We start from the raw sequence: 21,133 nt of genomic DNA on the forward strand, positions 1-21,133 counted from the left end.
GCACTTGGGGTTGCTGCTGTTACCGGAACGAAGGAGCGAGAGGCGCTTCCCACGAGTCGTCAAAATCAAGATGAGCAACTACGACAAGAAGTGGGTGAAGCGCCCCCGCCCTAACTGACCGGCATTGCAGCTAGGCGGCCTGGGGACATCAAGTCATGCGGATACTTGAAGGCGAGCAGACCCTGGCGAGGGTCTTCATTGGAGAGAGCGACAAGTGGCACCACCTCTCGCTTCAGGATGCGCTCCTGGAGCGACTGCACCGCGAGGGCTTCGCGGGAGCCACGGTCTTCCGAGGTGTCGCGGGCTTCGGCGCGACGAGCGTGGTGCACAGCTCCCATCTGCTTCGGCTCTCCGAGGACCTGCCCGTGGTGCTGGAGGTCGTGGACACGCCAGCGCAGATCGAGCGCCTGCTGCCCATCCTTGACGAGATGATTCAAGGAGGGCTGGTGACGCTGGAGAAGGTGCGTGTCATCAGCTACGCGGCAGGTGAGAAGCGCGGTGGCTAGGGGTCCGCCCGCCAGCGGGCCCTCCCGGTGTCAGGCGCGGCCAAAGGGCCTCCGCCCGGCGTAGCGCGCCGCGCTGCCAAGCTCCTCCTCCAGTCGTAGGAGCTGGTTGTATTTGGCCAACCGCTCACCGCGGCAGGGGGCCCCCGACTTCAGCTGCCCCGCGGAGGTCGCGACCGCCAGGTCCGCGATGAAGTCATCCGCCGTCTCTCCGGAGCGGTGGCTGATGACGGTGCCGTAGCCGCCCGCGCGGGCCGTCTCGATGGCGGTGAGCGTCTCCGAGACGGTACCAATCTGGTTGAGCTTGATGAGCGCTGCGTTGGCAATGCCATCCCGGATGGCTTCCTGGATGATGGCGGGGTTGGTGACGAAGTTGTCGTCGCCCACGAGCTGGAGCTGTCCACCCAGGCGACGCGTCAACGTCTGCCACCCCGAGCGGTCTCCCTCCGCCAGGCCATCCTCGATGGACGCGATGGGGAACTGCCGGGCCCACCCCGCCAGAAACTCCACCATCTCTTCGGACGTCTTCCGTCCCTCCCTGGATCTGGCGAGGACGTACGTCCCCTGGTCGTAGAACTCGCTCGCGGCCGGGTCGAGCGCGAGCACGATGTCCTGCCCCGGCCGGAGCCCCGCCAGCTCGATGGCCTGTAGGATGCGCTCGATGGCTTCGACGTTGGCCTTGAGGCTGGGGGCGAAGCCGCCCTCGTCGCCGACTCCGGTGCTGTAGCCCGCCTTCCTCAGGACCGCCTTGAGGGCCTGGTACGTCTCCGCGCCCATGCGCAGCGCTTCGCTGAACGAGGGGGCCCCCACGGGGGCGATCATGAACTCCTGGAAGTCCACGCTGCTGTCCGCGTGGACTCCGCCGTTGAGGACGTTGAACATGGGGACGGGGAGCAGCGTGGGGGAGCCACCGGCGAGCGAGCGGAAGAGGGGGAGGCCCGCGCTCGCCGCCGCGGCGCGGGCCACGGCCATGGAGACGCCCAGGAGGGCGTTGGCCCCCAGCCGTGACTTGTTGGGGGTGCCATCGAGCCGGCACAGCTCCCGGTCGAGCCCGCCCTGGTCCGCGGCATTCCAGCCCCTGAGCGCGGAGGCGAGGAGGTCATTCACGTTCGCCACGGCTCGCCGCACGCCCTTCCCTCCGTAGCGGGAGGCATCCGCGTCTCGAAGCTCCACCGCCTCGCGGCTCCCGGTGGAGGCGCCGGAGGGCACGGCCGCGCGACCGCTGCCGCCGTCTTCAAGGCGGACCTCGACTTCGACGGTGGGATTGCCCCGCGAGTCCAGGATCTCTCTCGCGTGAATCCTCGAGATGGCGCTCATGGGTCGACTCCTTCAAGGCCAGTACCGGGCCCGCTCTGGAATGATCCATCGGAGACCGCCCCGGGGCTCCTCTACGTCTCCTTTGAATCGAGGGATGATGTGGAGGTGGGCGTGGTCCACGGTCTGGCCCGCCGCGGCCCCGATGTTGGCGCCCACGTTGAATCCATCCGGTGCGTATCGCTCTTGCAGGAGGGCGCGCAGCTCGCCGACGAGTTGAAAGGCGCAGCGGAGCTCGTCGGGCGTGAGCGCAAGGAAGTCCGGCTCATGTCGCCGGGGGACGACCAGCGTGTGGCCGGGGTTGAGTGGAGAGGCGTCTGGAATCGCCACGACCCTGTCGCGGTCGAGCAGGGTCTCGCCTCCTTGGATGCGCTGACAGAAGGGGCACGTTGTCGGTGAGGTCGTCATCTTCCTCTGTCGAGGGTGTCGACGGTCGGGCCGCGCGGCAAGGGCGGACGGGCCGGGTGGCTGACTCGTGCACGCTCCCCTTGGAGGGGCCCGGTGCTGCGTGGAAGGAGCCGGGCGAGCCTGGCCCGGCGCTCCGGCCGAGGCGGCCCCTGGCCCAGGGGACCGCCACGACGTCCTCCGTCCCCTTCAGGCGGGCGTGACCCTGACGATGATGGAATGGGTGTTGGAGTTGTTGGGACTCTCGGTCGTGAAGTGAACCTTCACCGAGCGGCCATTCTGCGTGCACGGCAAGGTGCCCGCCTTCCCCAGGTACTGCACATCGCTGTCGGTCTCAATCATGCCGGGGGCCGAGATCCACCAGTAGTTGACCGACCCCCAGTTCCCCTGGGCGATGACGAAGTTCGGGCAGGAGATGGGGCCGTTGCCGTCGTTCAAGATCAACGTCCCCTGGATCGCGAAGTTCAGCTCGTCGGGAGCGCTGAGCTCCGTGTGCGTCGGGAGCTTCGCACCGGAGGCCTGCGCGTTGAACCAGTCGCCAACGGGCTTGCTGTGCTTCCTGCCCGCATTGACGCTGAGCGTCCCTCCTCCAAGGCGGCTGACTCCGTTGAAGGGTTGCCCCGACGTGATTGAATGGGATTGCAGCTGGAAGTCCGCGTCCGTGAGTCCAGTGAAGGTCAATTCATTGGAATGCACCGTCACGCTGTCCTGGGGGTGTAGCTTCGCGGTCTCGTTGCTCATGGGCGTTCTCCTCGTGATGTCGAGCGAGCTGCACGCACTGCGGAGGACCTAGAACTGCGGCACGCCGCCCGCGGCCCAGACGGACACGATCTGCTGGGGAAGCGTCCACATGGGGGTGAGGTCGAGCTGGCCGTTCCCCGCATAGCCCTTCTCCAGGGCGGTCAGGAGGCTCTGGAAGCCGTCGGTGAGCTGATTCTGCGCGCTCGCGAGCTCCTTGCTCTTCGTGGTGGTGGGGTAGGTCTTGAGCGGGCCACCGAACTTCAGCATCGCCTGCACCATCCGGAACCGTGAGAAGTGGCTGAACCGGTCCTCGACGTCGTTGGCGTCCTCGGGCCGGAGGTCCGCTTCGATGAGGGGGCCCCGGTTGCCCTCGCCCTGGCCGATGATGGCCTGGAGCACCCCGTTCGCGAGCTTCAGCGCGGTGTCGCTGTCGCCGCTGATGACGCTGCTGAACCCTGTGTAGTAGTCATTCCTGTAGTCCGAGTTGCCGAACTCGTTCTTCTGCCGGTGGGGGTCCACGTCGGGTTTGTAGAGCGCGCTCCAGCGCTCCTGGAGACCCTGCTCGATGGACTTGTAGAACTGACCGATGGAGTCATAGGTCTCGCGCGGCCCGTCAGGCGCGCCGTCGCTCTTGGGCTCGGGCGTCTCGATGGACGCCAGGAGGGCCATCTGCTCGGGGTTCACGGGCCCGCACTGCACGGGCTTGTTGCCCGCGATCCAGGATGGAAACCTGTCGTACCGCGGCGCCCATTCGCCCGTGAACTTCGGGGACAATCCCTTGGAGGCGAACAGCGCATTGAAGAGGTTGCTGGCCAGCTCGAGGTGCAGCATCTCCTGCACGGCGATTGAATAGATGTTGTTGAAGGCGAGCTGCTCCCGGCTGCGATTGGGGTTCTTGTTGCCACGCACGATGACCTGCTGGGGCGGGTGCGCGGGGTCCGTGCCGGGGACCTGTAGGGAGTAGGCGGCCGTCAGGTAGAGCGGGATGGTCCACAGCTCCAGGTAGACGGCTTTCTGGAGGTGATCAAGGAGGGCTGCATCGGTCCAGGGGTTGGTTTGCACAAGTCGCTCCAAGGTGGAGGTCGGTTGCCATTGAGGAATGCGCCCTCGCGAAGAGCAACGTCCGTGCCAGAAGCCGGGAAAGTCTGTTTCCCAGGTCTATGGGCTACTTGGGGTGATGCCGGTCCCCGGCGCTGGGGGAGCGCCAGAGCCATGACACGTCAATGACGGGGGCTGACGTGTCATGGCCCTGGGACCGCTGGACGCGAGCCTTTGGGGCCCCCGGTCACCTTCTTGGACATCGGCGCCGCGTCGCGCGCGTCTTGACGCAGCTTTGACGCACTCATGACGCGGTGAGCGAGCCTTGGCCCGGCGCAGCAGCTTGCTGCGCGTGGGTGCTCCTCGGGGCCGGGGTCATCATCGCCCCCTGTGGTGTCATTGATGAGTGCGCGGATGCATGCAGATTGTCCACGAGGAGGATCGCATTGCTGCTACCTTGCGCGCGCTTCCCGCGAGCCAAGGAGTCATTGAATGATGCGATTCTTCAAACGGGCTGTCTGTCTTTGTGTCGTAATGGTCTTCCCTGCCTGCGGTGGGGGAGATGGGGTGACCGGCCAGGACGACGCGCTGGCGCAGCAGGAGTCAGCGGTATCCTCCGCGTCGCTTGACGGATGCATCTACAGCATCTCCGCCTATCCGCAGGCCAACGTGACGCCGCCTGTCTATGACATCAAGCTCTTCCGCCAGCCCATCCCGACGTGTGTGTATGGGACCGGCAGCGTGACCCTGGGGACGTCCGTCATCTATGTGCCGACGCGTTCCGTGGCGGCGAACGGGCTGGGAATCGCCGCGAGCTACACCTCGAAGGGGAGCGTCAGCGGCAGCGCGCCCATCACCCTCAGCGTGCGCCACGTGGACCCGGCCACCCTGACCGTCATCCGGACCGTCGGCCTGGGCGTCTACCTGGGGAAGGGCAACATCCAGTCGGAGAACGTGGCGATTGCCGCGGACGGCACCACGGTCACCGTCTCGGGTTCGAAGACCGGCGTCATCCTGGGAGAGAGCGGCAGCGGGAGCCACTACACCGCGACCTTCCCGGACTTCTTCACCAGCACCACGCCGCCGACCGTCGCGGCGTTCCCGTGAGGGCTCGCCTCGCGGCTCTGGCCACGTGAGGTCTGGGGCGGGAGGGGCCTTATGCGAGGACTCCCGCCCCGAGTTTCACGGCCTGCTCCAGCTATGAGCGCATCGCGCTCCGCGCCCGTAGGTCCTTCAGCGGGGTGCCCTTCACGGCGATGCGCTCCGCGAACGGGGCGGTCTCCCGCGTCCCCACCTGCTCGTGCATGCGCGGCAGGGCGGTCGCGTTCTAGGAGCCGCGCGGCTCGCTACTCGCCCCGCCGTCCGTCCAGGAGGCGCTCCAGGCGCGCCTCCAGCGCGGCGTTCTTCTGGGCCAGGGTGGAGACCTGCTCGCGCAGGGTGGTGTCCTCCGCGTCGACCGCCTTCACCCGGGCGCGCAGCTCATCGGTGCGGGTGGCCAGGGCCTTGGCGGCGGTCAGCGCCACGCCGTCGGCGTCCACCGTCCCGATGGAGACCTCGTCCACGCCGAGGCCGAACGCGGCGCGGAAGTCCTGCGCCGTGGGGCCAGGTGACGGATGGTCGCGTCCTCCGCGCGGTAGCTCCACGAGGTGATGGGCAGCGCCTGGACCCGCTTGAGCACGTCCTCGGACGAGACCTCCTGGAAGAGGTGCTTGCGGTGGACGTCGGACGCGTTCTGCCAGACGCCGCCGGTCGTCAGCATGGCGCCGGTGCTCGTGCTGATGACCGCGCTGGCCTGACCCCAGTTGCTGACCGAGCTCCCGGACTGGAGGGTGATGCCCGAGGACAGGTTGGAGGCCGTGTAGATGCGGAAGCCGCCCGAGACACGCCAGTTGGCCGAGTGGTTGACGCCGGCGCTGAAGGTGTTGACCGACGAGCGATCCGCGAACACGAACGCGCCCTGCCGCGAGTTGGTGGTCCCATGGTAGCCGAGCGCGACCGAAGCAGTGCCGCTGGCGACGGACTCCTCACCGGCCGCGAACGAGGCGCTGGCCGACGCCTGCGAGCCCAGCCCGAAGGCCGTGCTGTTGGGGCCGCTGGCGGTGACGTCCTCGCCCGCGGCGAAGCTGAAGTGCCCGACGCTGGCCTCGTCCCACTGCGTGCCCGTGACCGAGCCGGCGCGGAACGCGCTCCTCTCCGGGTACCACATCAGGCGCGTGCCGGGCCCCTCCAGGGGAATGGCGCCCGCCGTCGCGCCGTCCCAGGCCCCGCCCGCGACGAGGGCGCCCGTGTCCCGAGGGCCCCGCGACGCCGCTGGGGCCCTGCTCCCCGTCCGGGCCCACCGCCCCGGTTCCTCCCGCGGGCCCCTGCGGACCGGCGGGCCCCGCGACCGTGCTGTCCGCGCCATTGCATACGATGCTCGTGAGGTCCTGCTGGAGCTCCGCTGCGTCGAGCTTCCCGTTGCGGTTCGCATCGAGGCCCACCTCGAGCTTCGTGCCGACCGTCGGACACACCTCCGCGCTCGCCGCCGAGGTCGCGAAGACGGGGTTGAGGCCGTCAGCCCCGGGCTGCTGCTGGGTGGGCTCGTCGCTGCACGACACGGTGCTGGCCATCAAGAACATCGCGGTGGCGACACGCTTCATGGTGGCGGCTCCAAGGAAGTTGGGCACAGGGGGGCGCGCTGGAGCTGCCTTGGGAGCGCCAGAACCCTGTGCGTTCGCGTTGACGCAGCCAGCCAGTTCCGAAAGTTCCAGCGAGTGTACAGGAGGAGAAGAGGCGTGGCCGGCGGTTTCCGGCGACCGTGAGCGCGCCGCGGCCTCTCCAGTTTCTGGCCGGGCAAGGGCGAGGCGGGGGCCGGATTGGCTGGATTCAGGAGGCGTCTCCGCCCGCGAAGGACGTCACCGCCTGGGGCTCCACGGCTCGAGCTGACTATCATCGCGGAGCAGGCCCCAGGGCCCGACGGCCCCATCGCGGGGGCGCGGGTCTGCCACCTGAGTGAGGACAGCCCGTGGAATCCCGACACCTCTCCGAGCCCGCCTGGTCGGCGTTCAAAGCCTGGCTGCTCAAGCTGCACGGCGTTCCCATCGCCCGCCTCCGGCTCCTGACCGGCGGCTGTCCGGCGGAGGAGCTGCCCGCGCTCGCGAAGGAGCTCAAGCGCGTGCGGGCCGACTTCAAGAAGCGCCCCAACGAGGTCTCGGCCCCCGCGGACGAGCGCCTCCGGAGGGACTACGCGGCGCTCGGCGTGCCGTGGTCCGCGTGGGGCGAGGTGGCGCGCGAGGTCCAGCGCGACCTGAAGCGCAAACGATACGCGCGCTGGACGGGGGCGGACGCGCTCGAGTTCCCCGAGGGGCCTTCCACCGCGGACCTGGTGACCGTCTTGTTGTTCGGAGGCGTGGAGCAGGCACGTCCCCATCTGCTGCGCCGCGCACCGCGCGCCGCGGGCTCGCTCGAGGCGCTGTGGTGTCGCTGGCTCGCGGGGGAGCCGCTCGAACCCGAGACGCTGCGCGCGTTCGCGGGGGAGCCGGAGCGACTCGCCGAGCCCCTCTACACGCCTGGCATCGAGGAGGTGCTGCCGCTGTTCTTCGTCGAGCCCGACCCCGCACGCGCGGAGCGGGCGCTGGAGGTCGCCTCGGCCCAGCGGGGGCAGGCCCGGTCGCAACCGTTGAGGGACTTCCTGCGCTCCCTGCTCGGCCTGTGGCGTCAGGACACTTCGCGGGAGGAGGCGCGGGCGCGCTTCGACACGAGCATCGCGACCGTCTCTCCCTCCGAGGCCACCCACCTGATCGCGCCCGCCTACCTGTACGGCCGATACATCGAGGACCTCCCCTCGCACACGCTGCTGGAACGGGTGGGCTCGCGCCTCGAGCGCACCGCCGCGCCTGCCCGGGTCGCCGATGTGCAGCCCGTCATGGAGGCCCTCGCCGCGGTCGAGGACCTGACCGCCATGGGCCTGGGCCTCCGCGTGGAGCAGCGGCCCGGGGACGTTCTCCTCTCCGCGCAGGAGCCGGAGGCCGGGGGAGGGGACGAGTTCCTGTAGCGCGGAGGCGCGCCTTGCGCTTGCAACGGGTGGAACCCGCGGGGTGGGGGAGGCCCACCTATCGGGCGGGCACGCTCTCGCCGCGCGTCTCGGTCTCCGCCATGCCTTGCACGGCCGCGAAGCCCTGATCGATCAAGGTGAAGAACACAGCGTTCGCCTTCTTCGCGGAGCTGCCGCTGTCGAAGACGCGGACGGCTTCCTGGCGCGCCGTGCGCACCGTCAGCACGATCATGCCGGCCGCGAGCCGCGCGAGGCCATCCGGCCCCGGACCGGCGAGCTCGATCGCCAGCGCTTCGGTCGCTTCGTCGTCGAGCTCACGGAGCCGCGCCTCGAGCGGCGGGCTGGCCGCGACGAAGCGCCAGAAGTCAGCCGTGTGGCGGTCGAAGCGCGCGAAGGGATGCTTCTGTTCCCGCATCCTGCCCATGAGCGCGCGGAGCTCGGCGATCGGAGACTGCCCTGGGGGCCTCGCGCGGATCGCCTCTCGAAAGAAGACCAGCTTCAGGTCATCCTGGCGATCGAGCATGAGGTCCTCCTTGCGCGCGAAGTAGTTGAAGACCGTCATCTTGGAGACGTTCGCGGCGGCCGCGATCTCGTCGAGCGTCACCGCCTCGAAGCCCCGCGCGAAGAAAAGCTCCGTCGCCACATCGGAGATCCGCTGCCGGGTCTCGCGCTTCTTGCGCTCGCGTCGCTCGCCCATGCGCCGGATTCTAACGAAGCGCCGCAAACCTGGGAGACAGATTTTTATACCCGGTAAACGAATCGATTGCGAAAAAGTTTACCGGGTACAATATTACGGCTCCGGGGCTGCCGTGATCCGGCCGTCCAGAGGAGACGTCATGCGCGCGAATGGAAAGAAGGTCCTCATCTCCGGGGCGAGCTTCGCCGGGCTCTCGACGGCCTTTTGGATGAGCCGCCTGGGCTACGAGGTCACCGTCGTGGAGGTCGCGCGCGGGCTCCGGGTTGGCGGTACGGCTGTCGACATCAAAGGCAACACCGTCGACATCGTCCGGCGCATGGGCCTCTTCGAGCAGATCCGGGCGAACCGCTTGAGCCTGCGGCGGTGGGACATGAAGAACGAGCGGGACGTCACGGAGCGCTCGATGGTGCTGAGGGAGGAAGGCGAGGCTCCCTCGGATGACGAGTTCGAGATCGAGCGGACCGTTCTGCTGAACATGCTGTTCGACGCCGTGAAGGACCCCATCGAAGTCATCTTCGACGACAGCGTTGCCGCGCTGCGCGAGACGAGAGACAGCATCGAAGCCACGTTCGCGAGGGGCGCCCGGCGCACGTTCGACCTGGTGTTCGGCTGCGACGGTGTTCACTCCGCCGTGCGGAGGCTCTGGTTCGGCGACGAGGCCCGGTACATGTATTTCCTTGAGCAGTACTTCTCGATCACGATCGTGGACAAGCTGCTCATCGAGCGGGACACCGCGCAGATGTTCAACGTGCCGGGCAAGGCCGTGATGCTCAACGCCTACAAGAACAACACGGACATCATCTTCGCGTTCGCCTCCGACAAGGAGCTCTCCTACGACCGTCGCGACGAGGAGGCGCAGCGGCGGATCATCGCGGACCAGTTCGCGGGGACGGGCTGGAGGACCGCGGAGCTGCTCGAAGAGGTGCGGGGCTCGAAGAACTTCTACTTCGACAAGCTGTGCCAGATCCGCATGCCTTCCTGGACGAGAGGCCGGGTCGCGTTGGTCGGCGATGCGGCGTACTGCGCGTCACCCGCTGCCGGCATGGGGGGCTCGTTGGCCATCGATGGCGCGGCCGCGCTGGCGGATGCGATGCGAGAGCACGACTGCGACTTCGAGCTCGCGTTTCGAGCCTACAACGAGCGCTTCCGGCCGTTCATCGAGCAGGTCCAGGCGGAGGCCGTGAGGACCGGGCTCGAGTCCCTCGTTCCGAGGACTGAAGAGGCCATCCGCGCGAGGAACGCGCGGACCCACTCCTCCTTCTGAGCGCTCGCGCTCCCCCAAACGGGCGCGGGAGCGCTCCCACGGCGACCTGTGTGGGAGACGAAGACCCGGCGGTGCCTACCTGATCGGACGCGCGCCGCCACGGAGCAATCCATGCGAGGGGGCAGCGAGAAGCACGCCGCCACCTCCTTGGGCGCCACGATGAAGTCATAGCGGGTCACGGCTCGTATCAAGGGCGTCATTGTCGCGTCGGGGGCTGCTGTTGACGCGTCAGTGAAGCATTCACGTGTCCTTCTTGAGGGAGGGCGCAGCTGGAGCGCTCGGAACGGATTTTGATCGACCTTGAACAATTCCGTTCCCGGAGAGCGCATGTTGAAGAGAAGTGACCTGAGGCATCCCCTCATCTGAATCAGATGAATCCGAAGGCCTCTTGGAACACGGAGTGCTCGCGGACCAATTGCCCGAAGCGCTCCACCAACGGGCGGAGTCGGTCATCACTCATGCGCGGCATGGCCATGAAGTAGTCAGTGCCTTGAGTGAAGAGCGAGTGGGGGCGCTTCTTCGCCGTGTTCACCTTCAAGTGCTTGTCGTAGCCAAGCGCCTCGCCCGCGGCGCCCAGCAGCGTCAGCAGCACCTTCGCCCGGTCACCCTCCGGCACCCACTGGGTGGCAGGCTTCGTTTCCCCTTCCTCGGACGTGACGAGCATGTCCGAGCGGAAGCGCACCACGTACTCGAAGTCCAACTGCTTCAAGAGCGCGTAGAACTTCGCATCCGCGAAGCCCCGGTCTGCGAGCACCGTCACCTGCACGTGGGAGGGAATCAACTCCCGCAGCCGCTGGAGGACCAGGTCCTCGGTGAGTTGCCGGTTGCCTGCGGAGGCCGATTTCACCAGCGTCGTCCATCGCAGCGGCGTCGCGCGTCCATGGCGAGTGACGAGGCTTGCCACCAGCGACTCCTGGTCATCCTTCTCGAAATCCGTCCAGTCCAGTGCGATGACGGCCGCCGTGCGCTCCGCCAGCACGAAGGGCACCCAGGCTCCGAAGAGCTTCCAGACGTTGAAGCCCTCATTGGATAGCAGCCGGTCCACCTGCGCCTGCACCGCGCGTATGTCGGCCACAAAGATGGGAAGGTGCGCCTGATCAGGGCATGGATAGCCGAGTCTTGGTTTGTGAAAGAATGGCTGTGTATGGCCAGAGCCCGGCCGCCCCTGACCGGAGGGCAGGGTCTTCGTCGCCAACTCCATGGAACCCGCGGCCCGCATTGAACGGAACGTGCCATGTGCATGTCATTGATATCAATTCGTGCAATGCCTGTTTTGTCTGTGGGGCTCGAAATGCTGATTTGCCGTACCCGGGGCACACTTCATTGTTGGAGGTCTGATTGGGAAGCGGGTTTCTCCGCCATGGCACGTGGGGTGCACCGAGGGGGCGCAGTCCTTCCCACGGTGGGAGGATTTAGTACTCTGGGGGAGTAACGAATGCATCAGGCATGGAAGGCTGCCATTGCGGCGGCCACGGTTATGGTCGGCGGTGCTGCGCAGGCTCACGACTTCGTTGTCTTGAAGCTGGTCAACGGCTATCAGACATTCAACATCACCTCGTACCCGACGACGATCAACTTCACGACGGTCGCGCTCAATTCGCACCCGACGCTTCCTTCGACGCTGCTGACCGCGACGGACCCGCTGTTGGAGCCCTCGGGCTGGACGTTCACGCCCCCGCTTCCGCAGTCGGTGCCGGTGGGTGGGAACCTCATCTCCTACTACTCGTACACCATCAACAGCTTCGAAGATTGCGTCGCGCTGGGGAACGCGGATGACGACCCGACGACGCCCGGCCCGCTGCCGAACGCGTCGTTCACCAACACGTTCTTCGCCACGTGGGACAGCGGCACCGCGCAGAGCAGCGTGAAGGTGACGTGTCAGCCGGCGAACACGCTCCCCTGCGACAGCTCCCTGTACTACTCGGACAGCGCCCTGGGGCTGCCCAACACGACGCTCAGCAGGATGGACCCCGCCACGGCGGCGCTGACGCCGTTCTCCTCGGCGAACATGTTCTACTCCGCCACGGCCTTCAACCACCTGGATGGCTACATCTACGCCATCGACAACACGCTGCCGCTGAAGAACCTGGTGCGCATTGGCGCGGATGGTGTCGCCACCGTCGTCGGGCCCCTGCCGGAGCTGAACCTGCTGAACACGTACCCGGCCGGCACCGTGCTGGCTGACGGCACCTACCTCGTCTTCAGCGGCCCGGGCTTCGGCGTCATCCCGTCGTACGCCCGCATCAACCTGGCCACGGGCACCGTCATCAGCTCCGGGGTCGCCCCGACGCTGGCGAGCATCTTCGACTTCGCGACGAACCCGGTTGATGGCCAGGTGTATGGCTACAACCAGGTCACCCACCGCCTTACGCGGTTCGACCCGAACACGGGCGACACCACCGACTACGGCCCCATCGGGCCGCCGGACGGCATCACCGGCCTGCCCGCGCTGTACTTCACGGTGACCGCCGCCGCCTTCGATGCCTCGGGGACGCTCTATGTCTACGGCAGCGACCTGACCGGCCTGATCCACCCCATCAACACCCTCTACGCCGTGGACGTGACGACCGGGACCTTCACGCCCGTCGCGACGGGCGCCGTGAGCATCAACGGCAACGAGAACTTCGCCTCCTGCCCGTTCCCCTCTCCGCTGGAGAAGAGCACGACCCGCAACGAGGGGTTCTTCAAGACGCATGAGCAGGCGGTGGCCGCGTGCCTCGCCAACGGCGGCAGCATCGACCTGGGCCGGATGGGTGTCGTGAACAGCGTGGAGGAGGCCATGGGCGTCCTGTGGCTCAGCCCCTCCGCGACGCAGCAGCGCGTCCCCCGGACGCAGGAGCAGTCCCTGCGCGTGAAGCTGGGGCGCCAGTCGCTCACCGCCACCTGCAACTCGCGGCTCTTCGGCGCGTCCACGCAGCCTGGAATCGACCGCGCCCGCGCGGTCATGGACTCCGGCAGCCGCGAGGACATGGAGGCCCAGCTGAACGAGCTGCGCGCGCTCAACGACAAGGGCGCCCGGTACGCCCTGCCCATGTCCTTCAATGGTGGGCCGGCGTCGGCGTCGCATGCCCTCTCCATCGCCCGCGAGCCGAAGAACAGCCTCTGAGCGCTGGGTTCAGACCTCGATTCCAAACATTCAGATTCTGGAGAACACGCACATGAAGAACTGGAAGCTGTGGATGGTGGCAGTGATGGGTGGGTTGAGCCTGATGGGCTGCGGTGAGCAGCAGGCTCCGAACGACGGCGCGGAGACCCCCGCGGCGCCGACGGGGTTCATGCCGGCCCTGTCGGACGACGTCCACGCGAACCTGGCGGAGAACCAGTACGAGGTGCGCATCCTGGGGGTGGGGTCCCACCGCTACCAGGGGGCCTACGTCAACGTGGACAGCATGACCGTGTCCGCCGGGGGCAGGGAGCTGCCGGTGGAGATGAAGGCCACGGTGATGGACCTCGCGCGGCCGGACCACGCGGCGCTCGTGGGCTACTTCACGCTGCCTCCGGGCGTGGACTCGGCGGAGGTGGTCATCCGCTTCGACGAGTACGGCGCCTTCGAGGACGGCCAGCGGATCGGCGCGCTGGATGTCCGCACCGCGCCCCTGCGGTTCGAAGTCACCCGGGCCCTGCTGGCGCCGCGCAAGCACGCGGTCGTGCAGCTGGACCTGGCCCGCTCCGTCATCATCCCCCGCGTGGGGGACGCGATGATGATGCCCACGTCCGCGGTGGCCTTCTGACGCGCCGCTGACGCAGGTGAAGTCCGGACGCCCGGTTCCCCTTCAAGGGGGGGCCGGGCGTCCGCGTGAGGTCACCCCGGCCTCGCCCTCACCGCGGGCGGTGGTGAACACCTCGCGGGGGACGACGAGCTCCCCGGCTCAGCAGCCGGAGGGATGCTGGGGGCTGTCATTGAGCGTCCACGGGGCGGCGGCGGCGAGGACCCTGAGGACGGAGGTCATCGCGAGAGGCCTTGGCGGGCGGTGGGCACCGAGAGCGGGATTGGCATGTGGAGCGCGATCTGGCCCTCGGTCATGACGTCGAGCCGGAGGGTCCGGATTGGAGCGAGCGAGCGCAGGTCATCGGCCATGCGACCCTGACCGACCTGGAGCGTGAGCGCGCGCGGGCGGTACGTGCTCCCGGCCGACAGCACGTGGGTCTGGCTCAGCGTGGAGTGCCACGCGCCGTTGTTCGACGTATAGGACGTGAGGCTCGAGACCCGTTCACCGCTTGGATACCCGGTCTGGGCGGGGGTGCCCACCGAGAGCGCCAGGTCCGTGTCGCCAGCGTCGTTGGTCACGCGTGCCGTGGCGCGGTGGGCGTCAATGTCCACCTCGAGCCCGGTGACCCACTTGGGAAAGCCGTAGCCATGGCGACCACGAACCATGGCGATGTCCGTGCTGACCGGCAGCGACAGCACGTAGGAATGGAGGTGGTCATTCGCGAGGCTGCTCACGAGGTCGAAGGCGCCGAGACCGCCGTGACGCGCGGGGCGGACCGCGATCCCGACGGCGGCCTCGGTGTAGAAGTCGATGTCGCACACGTCGTACCGAAAGAACATCACCGAGATCAAACCGAGCCCCGGTACGAGCTCGAGTGGGGCCAGCTCCTCCGGGAGGCGTGCGCGGACCGCGCGAGAGGGCGCGAGCATCGTGAGCCGGGCCGTCGAGACGCGATAGTAGAAGTTTGGCGTGAGCGTGGGGCCAATCGGCGAGTCGACCTCGGTCTTGGGGAGCCGCCGAAAGAACTCCACGCCGCGGACGCGAGGGTCGCGCGCGATCTCGTCGAGATCGGTCTTCATCCGGTATCGGTCATACAGCCCGCCCTTGGGGACGGGGACGACATGGCCACCGAGGTCGACTTCAATGACATCCTGGCGGTTCGATTGCATCGGTATGGCCCCCGGGTTGATGTTAGCAGTGCTCACATGAGCCTAGAGATGGATGTGAGCACTGTCAACTCTCACTTCGGTCGCCGGGGTCGAGGCGAGGGAGCGGTCTGGAGCGAGAGGAGCGCCTCGAACGCGGAGCGCACCCGCTTCGCGACGTCCTCGGGCGGTGTGGCCGCGAGCTTGCCGTCCAGGTGAAGGAACGCCAGGCCGTGCACCAGGCCCCACGCGGCGGTCGCGAGGGCGGGGACATCGGCGTCCGGGAAGACGCGGGTCAGGGCGATGGCGAGCAGCTCGTGGAGCTCGGCGGCCGCTCGGACGCGCTGGTCGTTCGTGTCGTCGCAGGGCTTGCCGAACATGAGCCGGAACAGCGCCGGCCGCTCGAGCGCGAAGTTGACGTAGCTCAACCCGAGCTCGGCGAGCTTGGATGCCGACGAGGGGAGGGGGCGGTCCCCCAGCAGGCGGGCCTTGAGGTCGCGGAAGCCCTCGGTGGCCAGCGCCGACTCAAGGGCCTCGCGGTCCGCGAAGTGACGGTACGGCGCGGTGGGGGAGACGTTGGCGCCGCGGGCGACGGCGCGCAGCGAGAACGGCTCCCCCGCCTCCAGCATCCGCATCGCGGTGGCCAGCAACGCCGCCCGCAGGTCGCCGTGATGGTACCCGGCCTTGGCTGATGTTGACATCGCTTACTTTGCTCCGATGTTCATGTGGACACTGTGTACATGTTCCCTGATTAACGGAAGAAGGATTGCGATGTCATCCATCCTCTTCGCGCCCCTCGTGTTCCCAGGAGGGTCATCGAGATGCTCGCACCGCCTGGCATCGACCTGGTCGAGCTGTCTGGTGGCAGCTACGAGAGCCCCGCGACGTCGGGACGTTCCGTCGATGAGCGGACGCTCGCGCGCGAGGCGTACTGCCTGACGTTGGCCAGGGAGCTGGCGCGGACCGCACGCCCGGAAAATGATGCCAGAGTCGCCGGTCGCCCAAGGATGGAGCGCCGCTAGGAGATTGGTCCGGCTGGTGCCTGGTGGGATGCTGGCCAACCGCTCATGCGCGCGGCGAAGGACTCTTGTGTGTGAAATCCAACGGTGCGGCGCCCGGCTGATGGTGGCCTCTCCAATGCCCAGCGGGCGGGCAACCTGCTGATGCGTCAGGCCTGCCTCAATGGAAGGGTCTCACCAGGGCTTTCCATTCGCGTCAATTGGACCTTGGGTCGACTTCTGGATAGCCGAATACTCAAAGCATTTTCGCGGCAATAAATACCGCTGTGCATCATGAAATGAATATCAGTCATTTCTGGGAAAACAGAATTCCAGCCTTGCGTCGCGCACAACCCGTCCGTATGGACATTCTTGAGAGTCGTTAATATATTCCTGCTCACGACGTCGCTGCTGTTGGCGAATTACTCTCCTTTCGGCCCAAAGAAGGTCCTGCTTCCATGCCACACGCACCGACCAGTCGGCTTCTTTCGGGCCCAGCGTTCCTGCCGTTCCAGCTGAAGCTCGCTCTGCGAGCAGGCGTTGGCAGTGCGGACCTCATCCCCTTGCTCGTGCTGGCAGAGCGATCCCCCGCCTCGCTTCGGGTCGGACTGTTTGAAAGGCTGCGCACCGTTGATTGGGTGTTGCTGGGGCTTACCGCCGTGGCGGCGATATCCATTCCAGTGGCAGTCGCACTGGGCGCCCGGCCCTCCACGATTCTGCTCGGCTTTGGCTTGACCCTCCCTCCAGGCGCCGCATTCCTGTGCGGTTATGTGTGGAGGCTCCGCGACCTGCTCACGCGCCGCGCTCGGGACTTTGCCCAGCGAAACATTGACCATACGACAGAAGAACGGTCTCTGGCGGTCATCGCAATGGTTGATGCGAAGGTTTCGGCGGTTGTGGGGCATGCGAGCGTTTGACGCGAGCGTTCGTTGAGGTCACGCGCAATGGCGTCGAGCTGCTTGCCGGGCGGGTGTTCAGGTCTGGGCGACCGCTCGTAGCTCTCGAACCGTCGAGCAGGTCCTGCGCGCAGCAGGGGCTTGGCCTTTTTCTGAGAGTTTCGCGCGTCGAGAGATGCGTCCACCTCGGCCATGCGCGCCTCCCTCTTCTGACCCGCAGTGGCTTGGAGACGTGGCGCATCCCCGCGACGACACGCCCCGCTGCGAAGCGCGGGCATGGCGGAAGTGGGCCACCTATGGGATTGGGGGCCCTGGGCCTCGAACAACCTGGGGCCCGGACGCTGGCCCCATGGGGTGGGCGTGGGACGCTATCCTGGGGGAGCGTGCGCAAACTCCTCCCCCTGTTCGTGGTGCTGGCGCTGGGCCTGGTGCTCCTGGTTCGTCGCTGGATGGCTTCGGAGCCCCAGGTTCCCGCGGTGACGGAGGCGGCGAGGCCCGTCCGCGTGACCGCTCCTTCCATGGAGCCGGGTGTTCCACGCGCGTCTCAGGCAAATGGAGGGGGAGGCGTGGTACGCCCTGTCCTCACACCGGGTTCCCAGCGCGAGGCCTCCCACCTCGCGGGGGCGTCAGGTGAAGTGGCTCGCGAGGCGCCGTCCGGAGGCCTGGAGGTGCCCGGTCCGCCGCCGGTCAAGGCGGTGGGCGTCTCCGAGGAGGCCACGGTGCGCAAGGAGGACATCCGGACGGCCATTCGGGACGTCCGCCCCGGGCTCCAGAAGTGCTTCGCGCCCCTGGCCGAGCGTGGCGCAGGCGATCAGCGCGTGGTGGTGCGCTTCACGCTGGTGGGGCAGGGCACGCAGGGGTCCTTCCAGGACGCGGACATCATCGAGTCCACGCTCAACGACCCGCTGTTCCTGTCCTGCCTCCTGACGGAGCTGTCGCAGGCCCGCTTCCGTGCGCCCTGGGGCACGGGAGTGGTGACCATCACCTATCCCTTTGTCTTCCAATCGCTCGCGCGGGACGGAGGATAGGCTCGCCGGCCGCGCGCTCAGCTCCTGGAGGTCCGCATGACGCAGCGACCGAACTCTGGCGCGGCACAACTCGCAACCCGACGGCTCGTGCCAGGCATCCTCGAGTGGGCACCCACTCTTGGTGAAGTTGACTATGAGAATCGTTATCGATAGCTTGCCGTTCGAAAGAGGGGGCCCTGGTCCCCGATGGCGCGCCCGCGGATGCGGGACGGTCGCGCGCAATGGTTGAGAAGCGAGGCTCGGCCTCGACATGAGTGGGTCCATGCGTGAGTGGACAGGGAGAGGTCAGCGACCGTCGCGGTGGTTTCGGATCAATCTGTGGCTCCATCGCTGGACGAGCATCGTGGCGACGCTGCCATTTCTTGTCCTGTGCGTGACGGGCATCGCGCTCATTTTTCACGAGGAGCTCGATGCGGCGTTGGGCGTGGTTCCTGGCGCGAGTGTGCCCACCCAGTCACGCATCGCCGACTGTCTGGCCCAGGCGACCCGCGACTTCCCCGACCAGCGAATCATCAGCGTGGGGCTGGATCCTGAGCGCCACCCAGGTGTCTTCCTGGTGGTCCTCAACGCACTTGAGGCTACGGGTTTTGACGGTGCCAAGCTGAGCTTCTATGACCTGGGCACCAGCAAGCGCCTGGGCGAGTCGGACCCATCGAAGACATTCACTGGCGTCTTGCTCGAGCTTCATGCGGAGTGGTTCATGGGGCCGCTCGGCCGGCTCCTGGGGGCGCTAGTCGGGCTCCTGGTGACGGTTTCATTGCTCTCGGGCCTCGTTATCTACGCGCCCTACATGCGCAAGGTGGCGTTCGGCTTCATCCGCTGGGCTCGCGGGCAGCGGCTGACGCAGCTGGACCTTCACAACTTCATCGGCGCGATGGTGCTGGGCTGGGCGGTAGTGGTGAGCGCCACCGGTTTCATGCTGGGCTTCAGCCAGGTGGCGTTGGGCCTGTGGCAGTACACCGACCTGAGCGAGCTGCGCCGCGAGTTCGCGCAGGCCGAACCCGTAGACGTTCGCTCCCCGCCCGCATCCGCGGCGCAGATCATCGCCGCACAGGAGGCCTCCGCGCCGCCTGGCTGGGGCGTGCGGAGCGTCATCTACCCTGGCACCGAGCTGACCACGCCGCGGCACTACGGCGTCATCATGGGAGGCAGCCAGGGGCTCGACGCGCAGTTGCTGGACGTCACCTTGGTGGATGCCGCCACGGGGAGGGTCGCCCGCAAGATTGAAATGCCCGCCTATCTCCAAGCCATCTTCCTCGCCGAGCCGCTGCACTTCGGCAACTACGGCGGACTGGCCTTGAAGCTTCTCTGGGCGCTCTGCAGCCTGCTGACGTTGTTCATCACCCTCAATGGCGCGTGGCTCTTCTTCGACCGCCGTCGTGCCAGGTCGCTCGCGGGGGCCGTATGAAGACATGGCAGCCCTGGTTGGGGCTTGCTTCAGGCTTGGGCCTGGTGCTGATGCTGGTGGGTGAAGGATTTGTCGATGCTCTGGGCCTCGCCGTGTCCGTGGCTCCCCTGGCGCTCGGTGTCGGAGCATGGCTCCGACACCGGTGAGCACCTACCTTCCCCCTGTCTCACGGAGACGGCACAGCGACTGAAAGGGGAGGCACGAGAGGAGTTGCGGTCAGGCCCTCTCGCGACGTTGCCGCGCCCACGTCTCGAAGTTCGTGAGCGAGAGGCCGTAGGCGCGCGCGATCTCGGGCCGCGCCAGCAGCGGGGCGACGTTCATGTAGGTCATGCCCTGCGCCACGCCAGGATGCATCCCGGCCGCGATGGCCTCCTCGACCGTGGCTGACTGGACCTCGTACTCCTTGCCGTCGAGGCGCGAGAGGATCTCGGCGATTTGAGGAAGCGTGAGCACGTCACCCGCGAGCTCCAGCGTCACGCCGTTGAACGTCTCGGGTGAGGTGAGCGCCGCCGCTGCTGCCAGACCGATGTCTTCTGGCGCGATCCATGCGAGAGGCCGGTCGAGCTTGACCACCGTCAGCAGCCTGCGGCCGTCGACGAACCCGGCGGGATCCACCATGTCGTGATCCATGAAGGTGGCGGGAAGGATGAGGGTCCAGTGCTTGAAGCCCGCCGTGCGTACGAGGTCACAGGTGGCGAGCTTGTTCTCCCAGTACGTCTCGTGGGCCTTCCAGCGCCCCTCCGCCCAGCCTTCGACGTCGCGATGGGCGCCAACGCCAGTCGTCGCCGTGTGAACGAACGTCTCGACGCCCTCGGCGAGCGCGGCCTCGACGAGGTTCCTCCCTTGCTGGACCTCCTTGCTGAAGTCGACACCGGCAGCGGAGACAATGGGGGTTTGCATCGAGAAGACTGCCCGCGCTCCGGCGCAGGCGGCGCGCAACGACACCGGCTGATCGAGGTCCCCGACAACCACCTCGGCGCCAGCGGCCGCGAGGGCCCTCGCATTCGCCGCCTCCGGGTTGCGCACCATCACGCGCACGGGATGGGTGCCCCTGGCCAGCAGCGCCCGAGCAGTGGCGCCGCCCTGGCGTCCTGTGGCGGCGGTGACGAGAACGGGATCTCCACGGCTCATGGTCAACTCCTCTTTAAGTGGGGGACCCCACCGGTTTGTTTCATGCTTAAATGCGGAGGAGGCCCCCGTTTGTCAAGGAAGAGGCTTGAGAGGAGGCATGCGCCGTGGAGCAGGTGAAGCCGTTGCGGGCAGATGGGCGACGCAACCGGGAGCGGATTGTCGCGGTCGCCGCGGAGCTGGTCGGTAGAGATGGTGCGCAGGTGTCGCTGGAGGAGATTGCGCGTCGGGCGGGGGTTGGCTCGGCGACCCTGCACCGGCACTTTCCGTCGCGTCAGGCGCTGTTGGAGGCGGTCTTTCGCGAGGGGGTCGCGCAGCTCTGTGCGCGGGCCGCCGCGCAGCCGGGCAGGAAGCCCGCCGCCGAACTGGCGTCCTGGCTGGAGGAGGTGACGGTCTACACCGCGACCCACCGAGGGCTTGCCACCGCGCTGCTGGCAGGCCCGGAGGGGCTCACCGCCGAAGAGCTCTGCTGTACCGACATGCTGCTCGACGTGTTGCGCGGCCTGGTCGCCCGGGCGTCATCGGTGGGCGCGCTTCACTCCGGCGCCACGTCGGAGGACCTGCTGACTCTGGCGAATTCGATCGCCGTCGCCAACGAAGGCGACCCAGCCGCCGCGCGCCGGGTGCTGCGCCTCGCGCTCAATGGCATACGGCCGTGAACATCGGCTGGTTGAAGCCCCGCTGTAGCGGCCGGGTCTGGCGCGGGCGTGGGGAGGAGCCGGCCGGGGATGCGCCCTTTTCAGTCCACGTGTGGGGCCCTGCACGGAGCGACGCGACGGACTCGGCTGCGCTGGGGCGATACGTCGGTGTCCGGGGCCGTGTCGC

21 protein-coding genes are annotated in these 21,133 nt (G+C 67.4%); 10 read left to right on the plus strand and 11 right to left on the minus strand.

All coding sequences use genetic code 11. From position 1 onward, the window contains the following. Positions 1 to 155 precede the first annotated feature (155 nt). Complete coding sequence (locus tag U8525_RS31655; protein ID WP_374270448.1) at positions 156 to 506, plus strand: DUF190 domain-containing protein; 351 nt, start codon at positions 156 to 158, stop codon at positions 504 to 506. 30 nt (positions 507 to 536) lie between these two features. On the opposite strand, the gene eno is transcribed toward U8525_RS31655, so the two are convergent. From eno to U8525_RS31675, 4 genes are all read right to left on the minus strand, one after another. After that, positions 537 to 1,820 (minus strand): phosphopyruvate hydratase, encoded by a 1,284-nt coding sequence (gene eno / locus U8525_RS31660; protein ID WP_374270449.1) that lies wholly within the window; start codon positions 1,818 to 1,820, stop codon positions 537 to 539. A gap of 12 nt (positions 1,821 to 1,832) precedes the next feature. Continuing rightward, on the minus strand, positions 1,833 to 2,225 hold the full coding sequence (locus tag U8525_RS31665) for an HIT family protein (protein ID WP_374270450.1): 393 nt from the start codon (positions 2,223 to 2,225) through the stop codon (positions 1,833 to 1,835). A gap of 186 nt (positions 2,226 to 2,411) precedes the next feature. Further along, positions 2,412 to 2,963 carry a hypothetical protein gene (locus tag U8525_RS31670; protein ID WP_374270451.1) on the minus strand — a complete coding sequence of 184 codons (552 nt, stop codon included), beginning with the start codon at positions 2,961 to 2,963 and terminating at the stop codon, positions 2,412 to 2,414. Positions 2,964 to 3,011: 48 nt separating this feature from the next. Beyond that, positions 3,012 to 4,025, minus strand: a complete 1,014-nt coding sequence (locus U8525_RS31675; RefSeq protein WP_374270452.1) for a ferritin-like domain-containing protein — start codon at positions 4,023 to 4,025, stop codon at positions 3,012 to 3,014. A 543-nt stretch (positions 4,026 to 4,568) separates the two neighbouring features. On the opposite strand from U8525_RS31675, the gene U8525_RS31680 reads away from it, so the two are divergent. Next, on the plus strand, positions 4,569 to 5,108 hold the full coding sequence (locus U8525_RS31680) for a hypothetical protein (protein WP_374270453.1): 540 nt from the start codon (positions 4,569 to 4,571) through the stop codon (positions 5,106 to 5,108). 239 nt (positions 5,109 to 5,347) lie between these two features. Here the strand turns inward: U8525_RS31680 and U8525_RS31685 are convergent, their stop codons facing one another. Then, on the minus strand, positions 5,348 to 5,524 hold the full coding sequence (locus tag U8525_RS31685) for a hypothetical protein (protein ID WP_374270454.1): 177 nt from the start codon (positions 5,522 to 5,524) through the stop codon (positions 5,348 to 5,350). Beyond that, a complete protein-coding gene (locus U8525_RS31690; protein WP_374270455.1) occupies positions 5,515 to 6,207 on the minus strand; it encodes a hypothetical protein in 693 nt (230 codons plus the stop codon). The genes U8525_RS31685 and U8525_RS31690 overlap by 10 nt, the downstream gene beginning before the upstream one ends. Before the next feature lie 798 nt (positions 6,208 to 7,005). On the opposite strand from U8525_RS31690, the gene U8525_RS31695 reads away from it, so the two are divergent. Beyond that, positions 7,006 to 8,034: a hypothetical protein gene (locus U8525_RS31695; RefSeq protein ID WP_374270456.1), complete on the plus strand. Its 1,029-nt coding sequence runs from the start codon at positions 7,006 to 7,008 to the stop codon at positions 8,032 to 8,034. A gap of 58 nt (positions 8,035 to 8,092) precedes the next feature. On the opposite strand, the gene U8525_RS31700 is transcribed toward U8525_RS31695, so the two are convergent. Continuing rightward, positions 8,093 to 8,731, minus strand: coding sequence for a TetR/AcrR family transcriptional regulator (locus U8525_RS31700; RefSeq protein ID WP_374270457.1), 639 nt, complete (start codon positions 8,729 to 8,731; stop codon positions 8,093 to 8,095). 139 nt (positions 8,732 to 8,870) lie between these two features. On the opposite strand from U8525_RS31700, the gene U8525_RS31705 reads away from it, so the two are divergent. After that, positions 8,871 to 9,995 carry an FAD-dependent monooxygenase gene (locus U8525_RS31705; RefSeq protein WP_374270458.1) on the plus strand — a complete coding sequence of 375 codons (1,125 nt, stop codon included), beginning with the start codon at positions 8,871 to 8,873 and terminating at the stop codon, positions 9,993 to 9,995. Between the two features lie 367 nt (positions 9,996 to 10,362). On the opposite strand, the gene U8525_RS31710 is transcribed toward U8525_RS31705, so the two are convergent. Further along, positions 10,363 to 11,070, minus strand: coding sequence for a hypothetical protein (locus tag U8525_RS31710; RefSeq protein ID WP_374270459.1), 708 nt, complete (start codon positions 11,068 to 11,070; stop codon positions 10,363 to 10,365). A gap of 441 nt (positions 11,071 to 11,511) precedes the next feature. Here U8525_RS31710 and U8525_RS31715 point away from each other — a divergent pair, with 441 nt between their 5' ends. Next, complete coding sequence (locus U8525_RS31715) at positions 11,512 to 13,101, plus strand: DUF6923 family protein (RefSeq protein WP_374270460.1); 1,590 nt, start codon at positions 11,512 to 11,514, stop codon at positions 13,099 to 13,101. Positions 13,102 to 13,153: 52 nt separating this feature from the next. Continuing rightward, positions 13,154 to 13,726: a hypothetical protein gene (locus U8525_RS31720; protein WP_374270461.1), complete on the plus strand. Its 573-nt coding sequence runs from the start codon at positions 13,154 to 13,156 to the stop codon at positions 13,724 to 13,726. Positions 13,727 to 13,941: 215 nt separating this feature from the next. Here U8525_RS31720 and U8525_RS31725 read toward each other — a convergent pair whose 3' ends face one another. Beyond that, a complete protein-coding gene (locus tag U8525_RS31725; RefSeq protein WP_374270462.1) occupies positions 13,942 to 14,874 on the minus strand; it encodes an acetoacetate decarboxylase family protein in 933 nt (310 codons plus the stop codon). A 71-nt stretch (positions 14,875 to 14,945) separates the two neighbouring features. Next, the gene (locus U8525_RS31730) at positions 14,946 to 15,551 is read right to left on the minus strand and encodes a TetR/AcrR family transcriptional regulator (protein WP_374270463.1); all 606 of its coding nucleotides are present in this window, start codon (positions 15,549 to 15,551) and stop codon (positions 14,946 to 14,948) included. Positions 15,552 to 16,306: 755 nt separating this feature from the next. On the opposite strand from U8525_RS31730, the gene U8525_RS31735 reads away from it, so the two are divergent. The 3 genes from U8525_RS31735 (at position 16,307) to U8525_RS31745 (ending at position 19,180) form a co-directional block, all read left to right on the plus strand. Then, entirely contained in the window at positions 16,307 to 16,765 is a 459-nt protein-coding gene (locus tag U8525_RS31735; RefSeq protein WP_374270464.1) for a hypothetical protein, read from the plus strand. 545 nt (positions 16,766 to 17,310) lie between these two features. Then, positions 17,311 to 17,772, plus strand: a complete 462-nt coding sequence (locus U8525_RS31740; protein WP_374270465.1) for an AgmX/PglI C-terminal domain-containing protein — start codon at positions 17,311 to 17,313, stop codon at positions 17,770 to 17,772. Between the two features lie 262 nt (positions 17,773 to 18,034). Next, entirely contained in the window at positions 18,035 to 19,180 is a 1,146-nt protein-coding gene (locus U8525_RS31745; RefSeq protein WP_374270466.1) for a PepSY-associated TM helix domain-containing protein, read from the plus strand. Positions 19,181 to 19,396: 216 nt separating this feature from the next. Here the strand turns inward: U8525_RS31745 and U8525_RS31750 are convergent, their stop codons facing one another. Further along, positions 19,397 to 20,311 (minus strand): NmrA family NAD(P)-binding protein, encoded by a 915-nt coding sequence (locus U8525_RS31750; protein ID WP_374270467.1) that lies wholly within the window; start codon positions 20,309 to 20,311, stop codon positions 19,397 to 19,399. A 104-nt stretch (positions 20,312 to 20,415) separates the two neighbouring features. On the opposite strand from U8525_RS31750, the gene U8525_RS31755 reads away from it, so the two are divergent. After that, positions 20,416 to 20,967: a TetR/AcrR family transcriptional regulator gene (locus U8525_RS31755; protein ID WP_374270468.1), complete on the plus strand. Its 552-nt coding sequence runs from the start codon at positions 20,416 to 20,418 to the stop codon at positions 20,965 to 20,967. The last annotated feature ends 166 nt before the right edge of the window (positions 20,968 to 21,133 follow it).

This window comes from Corallococcus sp. RDP092CA (assembly GCF_041903675.1).
GTDB lineage: Bacteria > Myxococcota > Myxococcia > Myxococcales > Myxococcaceae > Corallococcus.

What these genes read in the sequence shown, in the direction of transcription:
- U8525_RS31655 (WP_374270448.1), top strand. Translation starts at nt 156, where the DNA reads ATGCGGATACTTGAAGGCGAGCAGACCCTGGCGAGGGTCTTCATTGGA.
- eno (WP_374270449.1), bottom strand. Translation starts at nt 1,820, where the DNA reads ATGAGCGCCATCTCGAGGATTCACGCGAGAGAGATCCTGGACTCGCGG.
- U8525_RS31665 (WP_374270450.1), bottom strand. Translation starts at nt 2,225, where the DNA reads ATGACGACCTCACCGACAACGTGCCCCTTCTGTCAGCGCATCCAAGGA.
- U8525_RS31670 (WP_374270451.1), bottom strand. Translation starts at nt 2,963, where the DNA reads ATGAGCAACGAGACCGCGAAGCTACACCCCCAGGACAGCGTGACGGTG.
- U8525_RS31690 (WP_374270455.1), bottom strand. Translation starts at nt 6,207, where the DNA reads ATGTGGTACCCGGAGAGGAGCGCGTTCCGCGCCGGCTCGGTCACGGGC.
- U8525_RS31700 (WP_374270457.1), bottom strand. Translation starts at nt 8,731, where the DNA reads ATGGGCGAGCGACGCGAGCGCAAGAAGCGCGAGACCCGGCAGCGGATC.
- U8525_RS31705 (WP_374270458.1), top strand. Translation starts at nt 8,871, where the DNA reads ATGCGCGCGAATGGAAAGAAGGTCCTCATCTCCGGGGCGAGCTTCGCC.
- U8525_RS31720 (WP_374270461.1), top strand. Translation starts at nt 13,154, where the DNA reads ATGAAGAACTGGAAGCTGTGGATGGTGGCAGTGATGGGTGGGTTGAGC.
- U8525_RS31725 (WP_374270462.1), bottom strand. Translation starts at nt 14,874, where the DNA reads ATGCAATCGAACCGCCAGGATGTCATTGAAGTCGACCTCGGTGGCCAT.
- U8525_RS31730 (WP_374270463.1), bottom strand. Translation starts at nt 15,551, where the DNA reads ATGTCAACATCAGCCAAGGCCGGGTACCATCACGGCGACCTGCGGGCG.
- U8525_RS31735 (WP_374270464.1), top strand. Translation starts at nt 16,307, where the DNA reads ATGCCACACGCACCGACCAGTCGGCTTCTTTCGGGCCCAGCGTTCCTG.
- U8525_RS31745 (WP_374270466.1), top strand. Translation starts at nt 18,035, where the DNA reads ATGCGTGAGTGGACAGGGAGAGGTCAGCGACCGTCGCGGTGGTTTCGG.
- U8525_RS31750 (WP_374270467.1), bottom strand. Translation starts at nt 20,311, where the DNA reads ATGAGCCGTGGAGATCCCGTTCTCGTCACCGCCGCCACAGGACGCCAG.